The organism is Variovorax boronicumulans, assembly GCF_040544675.1.
GTDB classification, from domain to species: Bacteria; Pseudomonadota; Gammaproteobacteria; order Burkholderiales; family Burkholderiaceae_C; genus Variovorax; species Variovorax boronicumulans_D.
On the sequence record NZ_JBEPKK010000016.1, the window covers coordinates 57,005 to 70,472 of the forward strand.

Consider the following 13,468-nt stretch of genomic DNA (forward strand, 5'->3'; position numbering starts at 1 on the left):
ACTTTGAAGAAGGCGGCGCTTCGCAGCGCCGCGTGGCTCCATCAGGTACCGATGCGTCCGCCGTCGTCCTTCGTGATCACGATGGTTGCAGAGCGCGGCCGCGAACCGGCACCATAGCCGGCGTTGCTGGGCCAACGGCTCGAGTACTTCGACGGGTCGGCAATGTCGGCCTGCTTCGTGGTCTCGCCCGGGTGCTGGATGTTCACGAAGATCGCCTTGCCATCGGGCGTTTCGCAGAAGCCCGTGAGCTCGCATGCCGACGGACCCACCAGGAAGCGCTTGAGCGTGTCGGGCGTCGCGGCCTTGCCCACCTGGGTCAGCACATCGAGCTTGCTGCTGTCTGCCTTGGTGTAGCTCAGGGTCTTGGCGCCACCGTCGCCGACCTTGCCGGGCAGGCCGGCGAGCATCATGCAGTTGGTCACATCGGTGTAGGCGCCGTCGTCCGTCTGGATCCAGCAGATGCCTGTCGAAGGGCTGAACGCCAGGCCGTCGGGACTCGAGAAGTCCTGGTCGGCCGTGAGGTTCGAGATGTTGACCATGCTCTGGTCGGCACCGGCCTCGGCGCCCAGGAGATAGATGTCCCAGGTGAAGGTCGTGGCCGCGCCGCCCGCGCTGCCTTCCTTCATGCGCAGCAGATGGCCGTTCGGGTTGCCCTGCTGCGCCGTTGCGCCCTTCATGTCCGTGTAGGCGCGCGGATTGGCCGCGTCGGGCGCAAGCTGCGACGAGCCGCTCGGGTCGATCCGGCGGTTGCTGTTGTTGGTCAGCGTCTGGTAGATCTCGCCGTTGGCCGGGTTCACGGCGCCCCATTCGGGCCGGTCCATCTTGGTCGCGCCGACCGCATCGGCTGCAAGGCGGCAATGGATCGAAACATCGGCCTGGTCGGCGAACGCGTAGGTCGCGTAGCCAGCGACGGTGGGGTTCGTGATGCTCAGTTCCAGCCACACGCCGGTTCCGTCCGGGTTGTACTTGGCGACGTACAGCTTGCCGTCGTTCAGGTACTTGTCGCCCGTTGCCATGCGGTCCGCCGGGTTCGCGTCCGCGGCCGTCCACAGCGCGGTGGAGACGAACTTGTACATGTACTCGTTGCGGGCGTCATCGCCCATGTAGACGGCCAGGGGCTGGCCGACCGTCGGCACGCCGAACGCGGCGCTCTCGTGGGCAAAGCGGCCCAGCGCGGTGCGCTTGCGAGCGGACTTGTTCTTGTCGAACGGATCGATCTCGACGATGTAGCCCATGCCGTTGAGTTCGTTGCGGTAGTCGTCGCTTCCGTCGACCGACGCGCCGGTCTTGCTGATGATCCAGCGTGCGTACTTGTCGTCGGCTCCCGCGCTTTCCCAGCCGTGGCGCGATGCACCGCCCTGGGCGCTTCCGTAGCGCTTGAGCGCCACGACACTCTTGTCGGCACGGGCCGCGTCGTCGGTGGCGCTGCGTGTGAAGTAACCGAACCAGTTCTCTTCGCCGGTGAGGAAGGTGCCCCAGGGCGTCTTTCCGGTGCCGCAGTTGTTCAGCGTTCCGCGCGTGCGGGTGCCGTTGGTCGAATACTTGGTGACCATCAGGCTGTTGCCGCGTGCAGGCCCTGCGATCTCGATGTCGCTCAGCGGCGTCAGGCGGAAGTTGAAGCTGGAGCCCGGAACCGTCGCCCACTTGTTCGATGTCTTGGCGACTTCGACCACGGCGATGCCGTGAATGGCGATTTCCTTGTCGACTTCTGCAGCGGGGCGCGGCAGCGTCGAGGTTCCGCCGTTGGCGTGCAGGAAGAACGAGCTGAGCTTTTCGTCGGTCGTCGCTTCGTGGTTGATCGCCAGCAGGCCGCGATCGGCGGACGTGAGGGAGTATTTGCCGCTCGCGTCCAGGCCGAACCACTCCATGCCGTCGTGATGGTCGCCGGCGCGGTTCTCGAAATCCGTGTCGGTGCCGTCGTTCTTGTATGCCGCGGTGCCAGCGGTCAGCGGGTCGCCCAGGGCGTAGAGAACGCTGAAGGAGTAGCCGGCGGGAATGGAGACGACGTCCGCCAGGCTCTTGGCAACCGCGCCGAACCCGAGAAGCTTCTCGGTGGGAGGTTGCGGGGCCGGTGCGGGGGGCGGAGCAGGTGCCGGTGCGGGCGGCAGGACGGGGAAGGCAACGCCGTTGCTCCCGCCGCCGCCGCAGCCTGCGACGGCCAAGCCGCCCAGCAGGGCCGTTCCGGCCGTGCCGACGCCGCCGCGCAGAAGGCCGCGGCGACTCAGCCGCGCAGCCAGCACCGTATCGAAGGTCGGGTTGGGCGAAGTGTTGGAGTCTTCGTCGTTGAAGTCGATCTTTTTGGGATCGGCCGGGTTTTTCATTTGGGGCTTTCTAGATACGTGGAAATGGTTAATCTAGAGAGCCGCAGTGACGGTTTCGTGACTTGGTCAGGCGCTGGTCAGTCCGCCATCGGCTGACGGAGAAAGCGAGCACCAGAGAAAAAGAGCAACGGCTGCGCAGCAGCGGCATCGGCCGGCCGCTCAGGGCGCGGAGGCCCTTCAGCGCTTCGCGGGCTTGACCTGGCCGGTGCCGGCCTTCTTGCCTTCCAGCTTGCGATTGACCTCGTCCAGGGCCTTGGCCGACTTGCTCAAACGCTTTTCGATCTTCTCCGTGTGGGCCACGGCCTGGTCCACCTCGCTGGAGCGGTGCTTGTCGGTCAGTTCCTTGTCCAGCACGGCATGCACCACCACCAGATCGTCGGCGGCTTCCTTGATTTCCTCGGCGACCTGCTTGCTTTGCTCAACGGCGTTCTCTTCAGCGGAGCCTTTGTTGGGCGCAACAGGGTGGCGTTTGGCCGGCATATCGATTCCTTTGTGCGTGGACGTCGACGTTCATCAACGTCGTGGAGGTTTTAACCCAGACCCGAATCTCACGGAGTCGCGGCGCGGGACTACAGCGCCCAACCCGGCGCATCGTGGATAAGAGTCACAAGTTCAGCCGGTGCTGTTTTTCAATCATTCATGCAAAGCCTGGATCAGGCGCAGTCGCGCAAGTCCCGATGCCTCTTACCACCATTCTTGTCGAAGACAGCCAGACGATTCGGGACAACCTGATCCCGGCGCTGGAAGATCTCGTCGGCGCCGAAGTCATCGCGGTGGCCGATTCTCCGCTGGAAGCCGAAAAAGCCTTCGACGCGCACGGCGATGTCTGGGATTTGGCGGTGGTCGATATCTTCCTGTCGGACGGGTCGGGCCTGACGGTCTTGCGCCGCTGCATGGACAGGCTTCCCCATCAGCATGTGCTGGTGCTCACGAACTACCCGACCGCCGAAGTCCGCTCGCGGTGCCTGGCGCTCGGTGCCGACGGGGTGTTCGACAAGTCCACGCAGCTCGACGAATTCTTTGCGGAGTGCGCGCGCTACGCCGGGGCCTGACTCCCCGGCTGTGCAGCCTGCCCGCCCCCCTTGCCCGCTAAAAAATTGGACAGCCGAAGCTGTCCAATTTTTTCAGTTCACCCGGATGTCGATCCGCCGCGGCTGCGCATGCGCGGCCTTGGGTATTCGCAACTTCAACACGCCTTGCGCGAGCTCGGCCGCAACGTTCTGCGTGTCCAGTTCCTTGCTGAGGGTGAACACGCGCCGGAAGCGGCCGAGGCCGACTTCGGTGTGGCTGGTCTTCAGGCCCTCGGGCACGGCGAGGTCGGACTCGGCTTCGATCGTCAGCGTCGCGGCTTCCACGTGCAGGTTCAGCTTGTCGCGGCTCACGCCGGGCAGGTCCGCGTAGAGCGTGATGCCGTTGGTGTCCTCGATCACGTCCACGGCCGGCGTCAGTGCCGCTTCGCTGTAGCGGGCGTGCGGCTGCTGCGCGCGGCCGGCGGCTACGGCGGAGGCGTCGGGTGATTTCTGCATGGTGCTGTTCATGGCGATGTTCCTTCCTTCGTTCATTCCTTCATTTTTTCGTCGAAGTTCACTGGATGGCGATTCGGCGGGGCTGCGCGCTCGCACGGCGCTGCACGGTGATGTGCAGCACGCCGTCCTGCAGCCTGGCGTCCACGGCGTCGGGGTCGGCGTCGTCCGGCAGCGTCATCACGCGGCGGAACGCGCCCTCGAAGCGCTCGTTGATGTGAACCGCCGCTTTCTCGCCGGCCTCGGGCAGCGGGCTCTTGCGCTCGCCGGAAATGGTGAGCAGCCCGCGCTCCAGGCTGAGCTCCAGCGTGGCCGGGTCCACGCCCGGCGCAAACGCATAGATCTCCAGTGCTTCGGGCGTGCTGCCGACGTTCAGGGCCGGAAAGCCGTTGCGGGCAAAGCCGCGGATGGTGGGAGACAGATCGAAGGCCTGCTGCACGTCGCGCTGCAGGCGATCCATCTCCGCGAACAGGTCGCGAGGAAACAAGGACCGATACATGGCGAAAACCTCCGTCGAAAAAAGTTGGACAACGGAGCACGGGAGCGTTCCCGCGCTTCCGTGGAGTGATCTAGGTGCTGCAAAACGGGTTTCAAGACCCCTTTGCAGCACGCCGCGCCGGGTGTCTTACTGGGGCCTGGCGGTTTCGCGCGAGGCGGAGGATGAAGCGGACGACGCGGACCCGGCGCCGAAGGGGCCGAAGCCGGCCGTCTTGATCTTCGGCATCCGGAACCGCCAGCGCGGCGGGCGGGGCAGGGGCTGGGGGTAGTCGAAGCGGGCGAGCTCTTCGCGCCCCTTCTGGGTGATGGCCAGCACCTGGGCCGCCGGCCAGGCGTCCGACCTGCAGGGCGCATCGTTGGTGCGAGAGGGAACCAGCGCGACGACCAGCCCGGCGGCGCGCAGCACGCGGACGGCGTCGATGTCTTCGTTGCGGTAGTACGACGCGGGCAGTCGGGAACCCGCGATTTGCTTGAGCAAGGTCATGGTCATTTCAATAGCTCCTTTTTCGGTCGACCGATCTGTGACGAAACGCAAGACGGTGCAGGAGCCGGGAATGTAAGGCGGGGCGTGCCGCATCGAATGTCGGACGATTCCGATTTTTCGGTGACGGGCGCCGGGCGCAGCCAAGACCTCGCAGGAGCACCCTGCGGAACTCAAGCGGCAAGGTATCGGGGCCATCGAAGACTGAGCTGCCGCAGTCGCTGTGCGTTGCCGCGGTCAGGCGGCGCGCAGCTTCGGTTTCGATACTCGCCTTGCAGCCCCCGATGGGCTGCCTATGCTTGTCTTTTCTTCGGCTATCCTCTCGCACCCGCCGCGCGTAGCGATTTTTTACACGTTCAGGAACTACACACGCGCTTGAGCGAAGGGGAGAGACAGATGCGCTTGATCATCATCGAACTTCTATTGGCCTTGGTGCTGTTGCCCCTGAGCGGTTTGTTCTGGTGGTGGGCCTTTGGCATGGGCGGCTGGGCGCTGGCCGTGTTTCTGGTGCTGGTTGGCGTCACGCTCATTCTTGTGCTGCGGGGCGTGCGCTCCGCCAAGAACCAGCTCGGTCAGGTCGGGGACGACCAAGAGCAGTAAAGCACCGCCTGGCGCGGCCTCCGCTGCCTTCGCCCGCTCGATCAGAGGCCTCCCGGTGAGGCCTTTTTCATTTCACCTGGCTTCCTGCCGAGCCATGCGTCTTGCCGCGCAATAAGCGCCTGCAATTCTCCGATTTCGCCTGCAATGGCGTTTCTTTCGGATATGAATTCTTTTGTTTGATTTGTCCTGTCGCCAAGACAATTAGACGCGCCCTGCATGACCGTGCCGCGAAATATTCATGTCGCCCGGATGACTGAATTAAAAAACATTACAAGAACTTCAATTCAAATTGAAGCTGAAATTATTCATTTGATTTCTCGCGCGATGCTTGCACATTCCTGGTGCTTTTGTGGTTCGGCATGGGGCGAAATTTCCGAGTAAATCTAAAAACCTACAAGTCATCGAAATGGGGCGCGAAGCCCATTTTCGATCTCACTGAAATGGTGCTGCCGCCTACCACCTGCGGAGGGTACCTTGCCCGGTTGCCTGGCATCTCCCTCTGGAGAAGTAAGGATTTCACAAATTCTTACAAAACCGCATGCAAGATCAAAAACCCTGAAAGAACGACTTTCGTGGTGTGGGCACCACGATCTCCCCACTGTCGGAGGTAATTAATAAGTGCTTATTCCAGTCGCAAAAATTGGATTCCGGAATGAAGTTTCAAGACCTCTTTCTCCAATGAAAAAGGGGCCTTTGAAGCAGCTGTGCCGCGAAACACCGTGCCGGACACGGCCGGTCCACGAATTGACACTCATATTTCGTCTTTGCCACGAAAAACGGGGTTATCCGAGGCAGCGACAATTCAGTTTTCATCGTGCACCGCTCCAAGGCATTCGCCTGGCTTCAGGTGCACCGCGGCAAAAGGACGCGTCCCGCAAACCGGGCTCGACCTTTGCATATGAACCGCAGTTGAAAGAAAAACCAGTTTTGCAATGGAGTTCAATTTGACACGCTACGTGTACCTGATGGGGTGGACCGTCGCCCTGGCCGTCGCGTCGATGCTCCAGGCCTGCGCACCGGGTTTCGGCTCGGTGGGCGCCTACGAGCCCGACCAGAGCCCGCCGCCGGCGCTTGCCGCCGACGGCGCACCGGAAGGCGCGATGACGGCCATTTCGCCGGCGCTGATCCGCGCCATGGCCGACGCGCAGCCCACCGCCATTTCGCCCGACGTGAAGGCGCTCTTCGGCCAGGCGCCGGCCTACACCATCGGCCCGGGCGACGTGGTGGGCGTGATCGTCTACGACCACCCCGAGCTGCTGCCCAGCGCCGGCGCCGTCATCAGCCAGCAGGCCGACCCCACGGGCATCAGCGTGGCGCCGGGCTTCATCGTCGGCGCCACGGGGCAGATCAGCTTTCCGTACATCGGCCGCGTCAAGCTGCAGGGGCTGACCGAAATCGAGGCCTCCGACCTCATCGCCCAGCGCATCGCCACCTACATCAAGGCGCCGCAGGTCACGGTGCGCATCCAGTCGTTCAGAAGCCGACGCGCGTTCGTCGAAGGCGAAGTGCGCGAGCCGGGCCTGCAGGTGTTCACCGACGTGCCGATGACGCTGGCCGAAGCGCTCAACCGCGCGGGCGGCATCACCGCCAACGGCGACCGCTCCTTCGTCACGCTCACGCGCGGTGACCGCACCACGCTCATCGATCTGCCCCGGCTGCAGGACCTGGGCGCCACCGCGGCCGACATTCCGCTGCAGAACGGCGACATGGTGCAGGTGCGCAACCGCGACGAGAACAAGGTGGTGGTCATGGGCGAGGTGCTGCGCCCCTCGGCGCTGACCATGCACAACGGCCGCCTGAGCCTGAACGAGGCGCTCGGCGAAGCCGGCAGCGCGAGCCTGGGCACGGCCAACACCGGGCAGATCTACGTGGTGCGCAACCGGGCGCAGGGCGGGCCCTCGGTGTTTCACCTGAACGCGAAGAACCCCGCCGCGCTGGCGCTGGCCGACCGCTTTGCGCTGCAGCCGCGCGACGTGGTCTACATCGACTCGGTGCCGCTGGTGAGCTGGAACCGCGTGGCCAGCCTGATCCTGCCGGCCGCGCAAGTGCTCGACATTGCCGACCGCATCAACGTGAACAACCGATGAAAAGCGTGCTCACCGTCTGCATCGGCAACATCTGCCGCAGCCCCATGGCCGAGGGGCTGCTCGCCGCGGGACTGCCGGATCTGCGCGTGGTGTCCGCGGGCACCGGCGCGCTCATCGGCCAGCCGGCCGACCCGACCGCGCAGAAGCTGATGCGCCAGCGCGGCATCGACATCTCGGGCCACGTCGCGCAACAGGTGAGCCAGCTGCTGTGCCGCCAGGCCGACCTGATCCTGGTGATGGATCTGGCGCAGCGCCGGCACCTGGAGTCGGCCTATCCCTTCGTGCGCGGCAAGGTGTTCCGCCTGGCCGAACACATGAGCCAGGACGTGCCCGACCCCTACCGGCAGAGCGAGCTCGTGTTCGCGCAGGTGCTTGCGCAGATCGAGTCCGGCGCGCGCGCATGGACCGACCGCATTCTGAAAATCACACAACCCGAGCAGCAATCGACATGAACGTACCCTCGCAAGCCGCCGTGCCGATGCAGGCGCTGGAAGACGACGGCGACGGAATCAATCCCGCGGAGTACCTGGACATCCTGGTGGACAACCGCTGGCTGGTGGCGGCCGTGTTCGCGGTCGCGCTGGCGCTGGGCGTGGCCTATGCGCTGATGGCCAAGCCCGTGTACGAGGCGAACCTTGCGGTGCAGGTGGAAGACTCGGGCAACTCGGCGGGGAGCTTTCTGGGCGATGCAGCCTCGTCGCTCCTGAGCGTGAAGACGCCGGCGGCGGGCGAGATCGAAATCCTCCGTTCGCGCGCCATCCTGGGCAAGGCGGTGGAGAACACCAAGCTCTACATCAGCGCGCGGCCGCGCTACGCGCCCGTGGTGGGCAACTGGCTCTCGCGCCGCGCGACCGAACTGTCTGAGCCGGGTTTCCTCGGCCTGTCCGGCTATGTGACCGGCACCGAGCGCATCCTGGTGCCGCGCTTCGACGTGCCCGCGGACTTCGACGACAAGCCTTTCAAGCTCACCCTCGGCGCCGACGGCCAGTACGAGCTGAGCAACCCCGACATCGAAACGCCGATGAAGGGCACGGTCGGCAAGCTGCTCGTGGCCGATGTGCCCAAGGGCAGCATCCAGCTGATGGTGAGCGACATCGCCGGCAAGCCCGGCGCGCAGTTCACGCTCGTGCGCTCGTCGACGCAGCAGACGCTGCTGTCGCTGCAGGACAGCCTGAAGGTGGTCGAAAAGGGCAAGCAGTCGGGCGTGCTCGACGTCAGCTGGAAGAACCCCGACGCCGAAAAGCTCACGCAGCTGCTCAACGAGATCGGGCGTCTCTACGTGCGCCAGAACATGGAGCGCAAGGCCGCCGAAGCCGAGAAGACGCTGGGCTTCCTCGATACGGCGCTGCCGCAGTTCAAGAAGCAGCTGGAGCAGTCCGAAGACACCTACAACCGCTACCGCAACCAGAACGGCACGGTGAGCCTGGACGACGAGGCCAGGAACGCGCTGACGCAAACGGTCGACCTGCAATCCAAACTGCTGGAGGCCGAGCAGAAGCGCCGCGAACTCGCCGCGCGCTTCACCGACGAGCACCCGAGCATCCAGACGCTCGATGCACAGGTGAAGGCCTGGAAAAGCGCCATCGCCGGCATCGACGCGCGCATCCGCAAGATGCCCGAGCTGCAGCAGAACACCGTGCGCATGCAGCGCGACATCAAGGTGAACACCGACCTGTACGTGTCGTTGCTCAACAGCTCGCTGCAGATGCGGCTGGCCAAGGAGGGCAAGGTGGGCAATGTGCGCCTGCTCGACGAGGCCATCGTTCCGGAAGAGCCGGTGTGGCCCAAGCCCGCGCTGGTGGTCCTGCTCGCCGCTTTCCTCGGGCTGGCGGCGGGCGTTGCGGCGGCGGTGGCGCGCGCTTCCTTCTTCGGCGGCATCCGCAACCCCGGCGAGATCGAGACCCACACCGGGCTCAACGTGTACAGCAGCATTCCGCTGAGCGCGGCGCAGCGCGCGATCGACCGGCGCATCGACGCCAAGGCGCCCGGCTTGCACGTGCTCTCGCACCTGCAGCCCGAAGACCCGGCGGTGGAGAGCCTGCGCAGCCTGCGAACCGCGCTGCAGTTCGCGATGCTGGAGGCCACCGACAACCGCCTCCTGGTGACGGGCGCGACGCCGGGCGTGGGCAAGACCTTCATCTCGGTCAATTTCGCGACCATTGCCGCGGCCACCGGAAAACGCGTGCTGCTCATCGACGCCGACTTGCGAAAAGGCCGCGTCAACCAGTTCCTTTCGATTCCGCGGTCTTCGGGATTGTCGGAACTGATCGCAGGCACGCTCGCGCCCGAACAGGCGATCCGGCCCTCGGGCCTGCCGAACCTGGACGTCATCACCACCGGCGTGCTGCCGCCTAATCCGGCGGAGCTGCTTACCAGCAGTTCCTTTGTTCAGGTGCTGGAAAAGCTCTCGCCCCAATACGACCTGGTGATCATCGACACCGCCCCGGTCCTAGTGGCGGCCGATACCGCTTCGGTCGCCCCACTCGCCAGTACCTTGTTATTGGTTGCGCGCGCGGAAAAAACCCAATTGGGTGAATTGAATGAAAGCGTTCGAAGGCTGGCGCACGCAGGTTGCGCGGTCAATGGCGTCATTCTGAATGCTATAGACCTCACGCGCCGCCATGCCGGCAGTGGGGGATATAAATATGGCGCTTACAAGCAATTACAATATACATACAATACCAACAGGGATTCCACCTAGAGCGTGAAGAAGTGGGGTTAAATTGAATTGCAGAACCTGTGAATTCACCCTGAACATCAATTTCTAATGAAATCGTATTCAGAGTAAATAGGTATTAAAAATCAATGTTGATTCATTTGTAGTACGTCCATCGAATATTTGGCCGCGCAAAAGGATCTGCACCGCAGATCCTCCGAGGCAATTGTGCGGATCGTGTCGGCCAAAAAAAATCAGGCCATAACCAGAGAGATGCTGGCGATTTCGCCCGCATGAGGAAAGGTGCGCCACCATGAACAGCTACAGACCCGGATGGAGAATTCCATGAGAAACATTCACACCGAAGATTCGCTCGTGCCCCAAGGCTGGGACATGAATGGGGAAAGGCTGCGCGACACTGCGGCCAAGCAGATCCATCATCCGGCCATGCTGAAAATCGGAAAGCGGTCGGTGGACATTGCCGCCGCGCTTTTCTTTCTTTGCGCATTCGGCTGGCTATTTGTGCTGATCGGCCTTTTTGTGCGCGCGAGTTCGGGATCGCCGGTTTTCTATTCGCAGCCGCGCTATGGAAAGAACGGAAAAGTATTCAGGTTCTACAAATTCCGCTCGATGACGCCGAATTCCGCCCAGGTGCTCGAAGAACACCTGAAAAACAACCCCGAGGCCAGAAAGCAGTGGGAAGAATTCCAGAAGCTCGAAGACGACCCGCGCATCACCCGCGTGGGTAAATTCATTCGCAAGACCAGCCTGGACGAACTGCCGCAATTCTGGAACGTGCTCATGGGCGACATGAGCCTGATCGGCCCGCGCCCCTGCATGCTCGAGCAGAAGAGCCTCTACGGCCAGAACTGGTCGCACTACTGCGCGGTGCGGCCCGGCATCACCGGCCTGTGGCAAGTGAGTGGCCGCAATCAGCTGAGCTACAACGCACGCGTCGCGCTGGATGTGAAGTACGTGGAAACGCTTTCTCCGGTGAAGGACGTCGATATCTTCTTGCGCACCATCTGGGTGGTCGCCGTCGGCCACGGGTCGCGGTGAACCACGCGATTCAGGGATATCCAACAAGAAGAAATACGCGCCGGGTCAATCCTTATGCGATGACCGGCTTTGTGATCGTGTTGATCTACACGGTCATCTATGCCTATTTCCGGGATTCGCTGCCGGAAAAATGGAGCGTGGACTCCGCCAAGATCATCGAGATCCTCAATTACGGAGGTGCCGGTGACATCGACAATTCATTTGCGATCACGGCGGCCATGTTCGGGCTGATCGGTCTGGACAATCTGGATGTATTTACCTGCGCGGTGAGCGCGGTATTCCTGATGTTCGCAACGCAGGGTATCAAGAGAGCGGGCGATTTGTTTTCGAGGCTCCTGCTGATTGCGCCCTGCATCATGCTGAACATGTTTGCGCCGTCCAAGGAAACGGTGGTGCTCATCATGACGATGTTCATTACCGTGTCGGCCATCTATTTCAAGACATCGAAATGGATGACATTTGGAGCGTTTCTGTTTTTGTACACGGTGTATGGCATCTTTGTGCGGCAATATTATTTGCTGATTGCCGGCGTGTTTTTCATCGTTTATTTTCTGTGGCGCCGGCCGATTAAATACCACCTGATTGCCGGCGCACTCGTAGTTGCAGCGGTCATGGCCGCGCCTTCGAGCATTTTGCAAACCCTGCAATCGCCGCGCGACACCTCCAACGCCTATGCCGAGCAGATCGGCAGCGACAATCGAACCGCTTTCACCAACATTGCGTCGCCGGCCACCGGCCCAGGGTTCCTGATCAATTACGGCTACGCGGCCACGGTACTGATGACGCCGGTGCTTTATTTTCAGACGGCGAGCGATTTCTTCATGCAATTGATGATCGCCACCATGCTGTTCATTCTTTACAAGGCCAAGAAAAGAGCCAGGCACGGACCGCCGCGATTCGAATTGCGGTTTTTCTCCAGCCTTTTCATTGCGCACATCCTCGTGCAACTGATTTTCGAACCCGATCTCGGCAGCTTCACCCGGCATCTGACCTCCGTGATGCTCTACCTCGTCGCGATCAAGGTGTCCGAGGGCAAACCGATTCAACCGAGCTCCAGATAGATGAAAAAAATCCTGATCTGTGCCGTGCCGTTCAGCGACAACCTGGGCGACGGGGTCATCGCGGCGTCCCTGGCGCACATTGCCGGCCTCAAATATCCCGAAGCCCGAGTCGAATTTCTGGACATCGCCGGCCGCCACGGCTTCGACGAAGACAACCTGCGCGGCGGCGGCGCGTTCGGCGTCTTCCAGAAGCTGCCGGCCTTCCTGCGCTCGGCCATCGTGTTCGCGTACTGCCTGAAGAACTACCTGCAGCACTGGCGCACACCGTGGCGCGCGGCCATCGCCGATGCGGACCTGGTCATCGTCGGCGGCGGGCAGCTGTTTTGCGACGTGGCGCTCAACTTCCCCTCGAAGCTCTACTTTCTGAGCCGGCTGCTGCGCGGCAAGCGCGTGGCGGTGGTGTCGGTGGGCGTCACGGCCAAGTGGTCGCGCGGGGGCAGGGCGCTGGTGGGCAAGTTCCTGAAGAACGCCGCGCCGGTGTTCTTTGCGACCCGCGACGCCGAATCGGCGAAGAACCTGCACGATGTCTTCAAGGTGCCCAGGCCCGCCATCGCGGTGGTGCCCGACCCCGCGCTGGTCTGCGAGCGCGCGTTTTCCGAAGAGCTCGCCGCCGAGAAGAAGTGGGACGTGGGCATCTGCGTGAGCAGCCTCGATGCGCTGGTGATGAATTCCGAATACCGCAGCACCGACGCGGGCACCACCACCGCCAGCACGTCCGCCGAGTTCTTCTCGAACCTGGCCGACGCGCTGCGGGCCGAGGGCGCGCGCATCCTCTACTTCACCAACGGCGCGGCCGAAGACAACCGCGTGCTGGCGGAAATTTCCGCGCAGCAGCCCGCGGCCGAGGGCGCCTCGTTCCTGGTGCCCAAGCGGCCGGACGACCTGGTCGAACTCATCAGCGCCTGCTCGTGCATAGCCGCGCACCGGCTGCACGCGAACATCGTGGCCTACAGCCTGAACATCCCCTCGGTCGGCATGAACTGGGACAAGAAGGTCGAGTCCTTCTTCCGCCTCACCGGGCGCACCGACTACCTGTTCGACCTGTCGCCGCGCCCGGACGATCTCAAGGCCTCGGTGCTGAAGCTGCTGCGCGAGAAGAACCCCGACCGCCGTCGGCTGGAAGAGCTGCAGGGCGAAGTCATCGCCGGCACGCACGCGCTGATCTGACGGCCGACTGAACCG

At 63.0% G+C, this 13,468-nt stretch carries 13 protein-coding genes; 8 read left to right on the plus strand and 5 right to left on the minus strand.

Going from position 1 to position 13,468, the window contains the following annotated elements:
* Positions 1–41: 41 nt before the first annotated feature.
* Positions 42–2,321: a PhoX family protein gene (locus ABIC90_RS23180; RefSeq protein ID WP_354358299.1), complete on the minus strand. Its 2,280-nt coding sequence runs from the start codon at positions 2,319–2,321 to the stop codon at positions 42–44.
* Positions 2,322–2,498: 177 nt separating this feature from the next.
* Positions 2,499–2,801 (minus strand): hypothetical protein, encoded by a 303-nt coding sequence (locus ABIC90_RS23185; protein WP_354358301.1) that lies wholly within the window; start codon positions 2,799–2,801, stop codon positions 2,499–2,501.
* 197 nt (positions 2,802–2,998) lie between these two features.
* Here ABIC90_RS23185 and ABIC90_RS23190 point away from each other — a divergent pair, with 197 nt between their 5' ends.
* Complete coding sequence (locus ABIC90_RS23190; RefSeq protein WP_354358303.1) at positions 2,999–3,373, plus strand: response regulator; 375 nt, start codon at positions 2,999–3,001, stop codon at positions 3,371–3,373.
* 72 nt (positions 3,374–3,445) lie between these two features.
* Here the strand turns inward: ABIC90_RS23190 and ABIC90_RS23195 are convergent, their stop codons facing one another.
* The 3 genes from ABIC90_RS23195 to ABIC90_RS23205 all read right to left on the minus strand — a co-directional run bounded on the left by ABIC90_RS23195 (position 3,446) and on the right by ABIC90_RS23205 (position 4,832).
* The gene (locus ABIC90_RS23195) at positions 3,446–3,847 is read right to left on the minus strand and encodes an Hsp20/alpha crystallin family protein (RefSeq protein ID WP_354358418.1); all 402 of its coding nucleotides are present in this window, start codon (positions 3,845–3,847) and stop codon (positions 3,446–3,448) included.
* Between the two features lie 58 nt (positions 3,848–3,905).
* Positions 3,906–4,343: an Hsp20/alpha crystallin family protein gene (locus tag ABIC90_RS23200; RefSeq protein ID WP_354358305.1), complete on the minus strand. Its 438-nt coding sequence runs from the start codon at positions 4,341–4,343 to the stop codon at positions 3,906–3,908.
* 126 nt (positions 4,344–4,469) lie between these two features.
* Entirely contained in the window at positions 4,470–4,832 is a 363-nt protein-coding gene (locus ABIC90_RS23205; protein ID WP_354358307.1) for a hypothetical protein, read from the minus strand.
* A 387-nt stretch (positions 4,833–5,219) separates the two neighbouring features.
* On the opposite strand from ABIC90_RS23205, the gene ABIC90_RS23210 reads away from it, so the two are divergent.
* The 7 genes from ABIC90_RS23210 to ABIC90_RS23240 all read left to right on the plus strand — a co-directional run bounded on the left by ABIC90_RS23210 (position 5,220) and on the right by ABIC90_RS23240 (position 13,453).
* The gene (locus ABIC90_RS23210) at positions 5,220–5,423 is read left to right on the plus strand and encodes a hypothetical protein (RefSeq protein WP_354358309.1); all 204 of its coding nucleotides are present in this window, start codon (positions 5,220–5,222) and stop codon (positions 5,421–5,423) included.
* Between the two features lie 932 nt (positions 5,424–6,355).
* Positions 6,356–7,510, plus strand: a complete 1,155-nt coding sequence (locus ABIC90_RS23215) for a polysaccharide biosynthesis/export family protein (RefSeq protein WP_354358311.1) — start codon at positions 6,356–6,358, stop codon at positions 7,508–7,510.
* Positions 7,507–7,962 carry a low molecular weight protein-tyrosine-phosphatase gene (locus tag ABIC90_RS23220; RefSeq protein ID WP_354358313.1) on the plus strand — a complete coding sequence of 152 codons (456 nt, stop codon included), beginning with the start codon at positions 7,507–7,509 and terminating at the stop codon, positions 7,960–7,962. Before ABIC90_RS23215 ends, ABIC90_RS23220 begins: the two co-directional genes overlap by 4 nt.
* Positions 7,959–10,211, plus strand: a complete 2,253-nt coding sequence (locus tag ABIC90_RS23225) for a polysaccharide biosynthesis tyrosine autokinase (protein ID WP_354358315.1) — start codon at positions 7,959–7,961, stop codon at positions 10,209–10,211. Before ABIC90_RS23220 ends, ABIC90_RS23225 begins: the two co-directional genes overlap by 4 nt.
* Positions 10,212–10,511: 300 nt before the next feature.
* Positions 10,512–11,225, plus strand: a complete 714-nt coding sequence (locus ABIC90_RS23230) for a sugar transferase (RefSeq protein WP_354358420.1) — start codon at positions 10,512–10,514, stop codon at positions 11,223–11,225.
* A complete protein-coding gene (locus ABIC90_RS23235) occupies positions 11,222–12,286 on the plus strand; it encodes a hypothetical protein (protein WP_354358317.1) in 1,065 nt (354 codons plus the stop codon). The genes ABIC90_RS23230 and ABIC90_RS23235 overlap by 4 nt, the downstream gene beginning before the upstream one ends.
* Positions 12,287–13,453 carry a polysaccharide pyruvyl transferase family protein gene (locus ABIC90_RS23240; RefSeq protein WP_354358319.1) on the plus strand — a complete coding sequence of 389 codons (1,167 nt, stop codon included), beginning with the start codon at positions 12,287–12,289 and terminating at the stop codon, positions 13,451–13,453.
* Positions 13,454–13,468: the final 15 nt, after the last annotated feature.

Excerpts from the sequence above, each read along its gene's own strand:
- ABIC90_RS23205 (WP_354358307.1), bottom strand. The coding sequence starts at position 4,832 with ATGACCATGACCTTGCTCAAGCAAATCGCGGGTTCCCGACTGCCCGCG.
- ABIC90_RS23230 (WP_354358420.1), top strand. The coding sequence starts at position 10,512 with ATGAGAAACATTCACACCGAAGATTCGCTCGTGCCCCAAGGCTGGGAC.
- ABIC90_RS23190 (WP_354358303.1), top strand. The coding sequence starts at position 2,999 with ATGCCTCTTACCACCATTCTTGTCGAAGACAGCCAGACGATTCGGGAC.
- ABIC90_RS23240 (WP_354358319.1), top strand. The coding sequence starts at position 12,287 with ATGAAAAAAATCCTGATCTGTGCCGTGCCGTTCAGCGACAACCTGGGC.
- ABIC90_RS23195 (WP_354358418.1), bottom strand. The coding sequence starts at position 3,847 with ATGCAGAAATCACCCGACGCCTCCGCCGTAGCCGCCGGCCGCGCGCAG.
- ABIC90_RS23185 (WP_354358301.1), bottom strand. The coding sequence starts at position 2,801 with ATGCCGGCCAAACGCCACCCTGTTGCGCCCAACAAAGGCTCCGCTGAA.
- ABIC90_RS23210 (WP_354358309.1), top strand. The coding sequence starts at position 5,220 with ATGCGCTTGATCATCATCGAACTTCTATTGGCCTTGGTGCTGTTGCCC.
- ABIC90_RS23180 (WP_354358299.1), bottom strand. The coding sequence starts at position 2,321 with ATGAAAAACCCGGCCGATCCCAAAAAGATCGACTTCAACGACGAAGAC.
- ABIC90_RS23215 (WP_354358311.1), top strand. The coding sequence starts at position 6,356 with ATGGAGTTCAATTTGACACGCTACGTGTACCTGATGGGGTGGACCGTC.
- ABIC90_RS23200 (WP_354358305.1), bottom strand. The coding sequence starts at position 4,343 with ATGTATCGGTCCTTGTTTCCTCGCGACCTGTTCGCGGAGATGGATCGC.
- ABIC90_RS23220 (WP_354358313.1), top strand. The coding sequence starts at position 7,507 with ATGAAAAGCGTGCTCACCGTCTGCATCGGCAACATCTGCCGCAGCCCC.
- ABIC90_RS23225 (WP_354358315.1), top strand. The coding sequence starts at position 7,959 with ATGAACGTACCCTCGCAAGCCGCCGTGCCGATGCAGGCGCTGGAAGAC.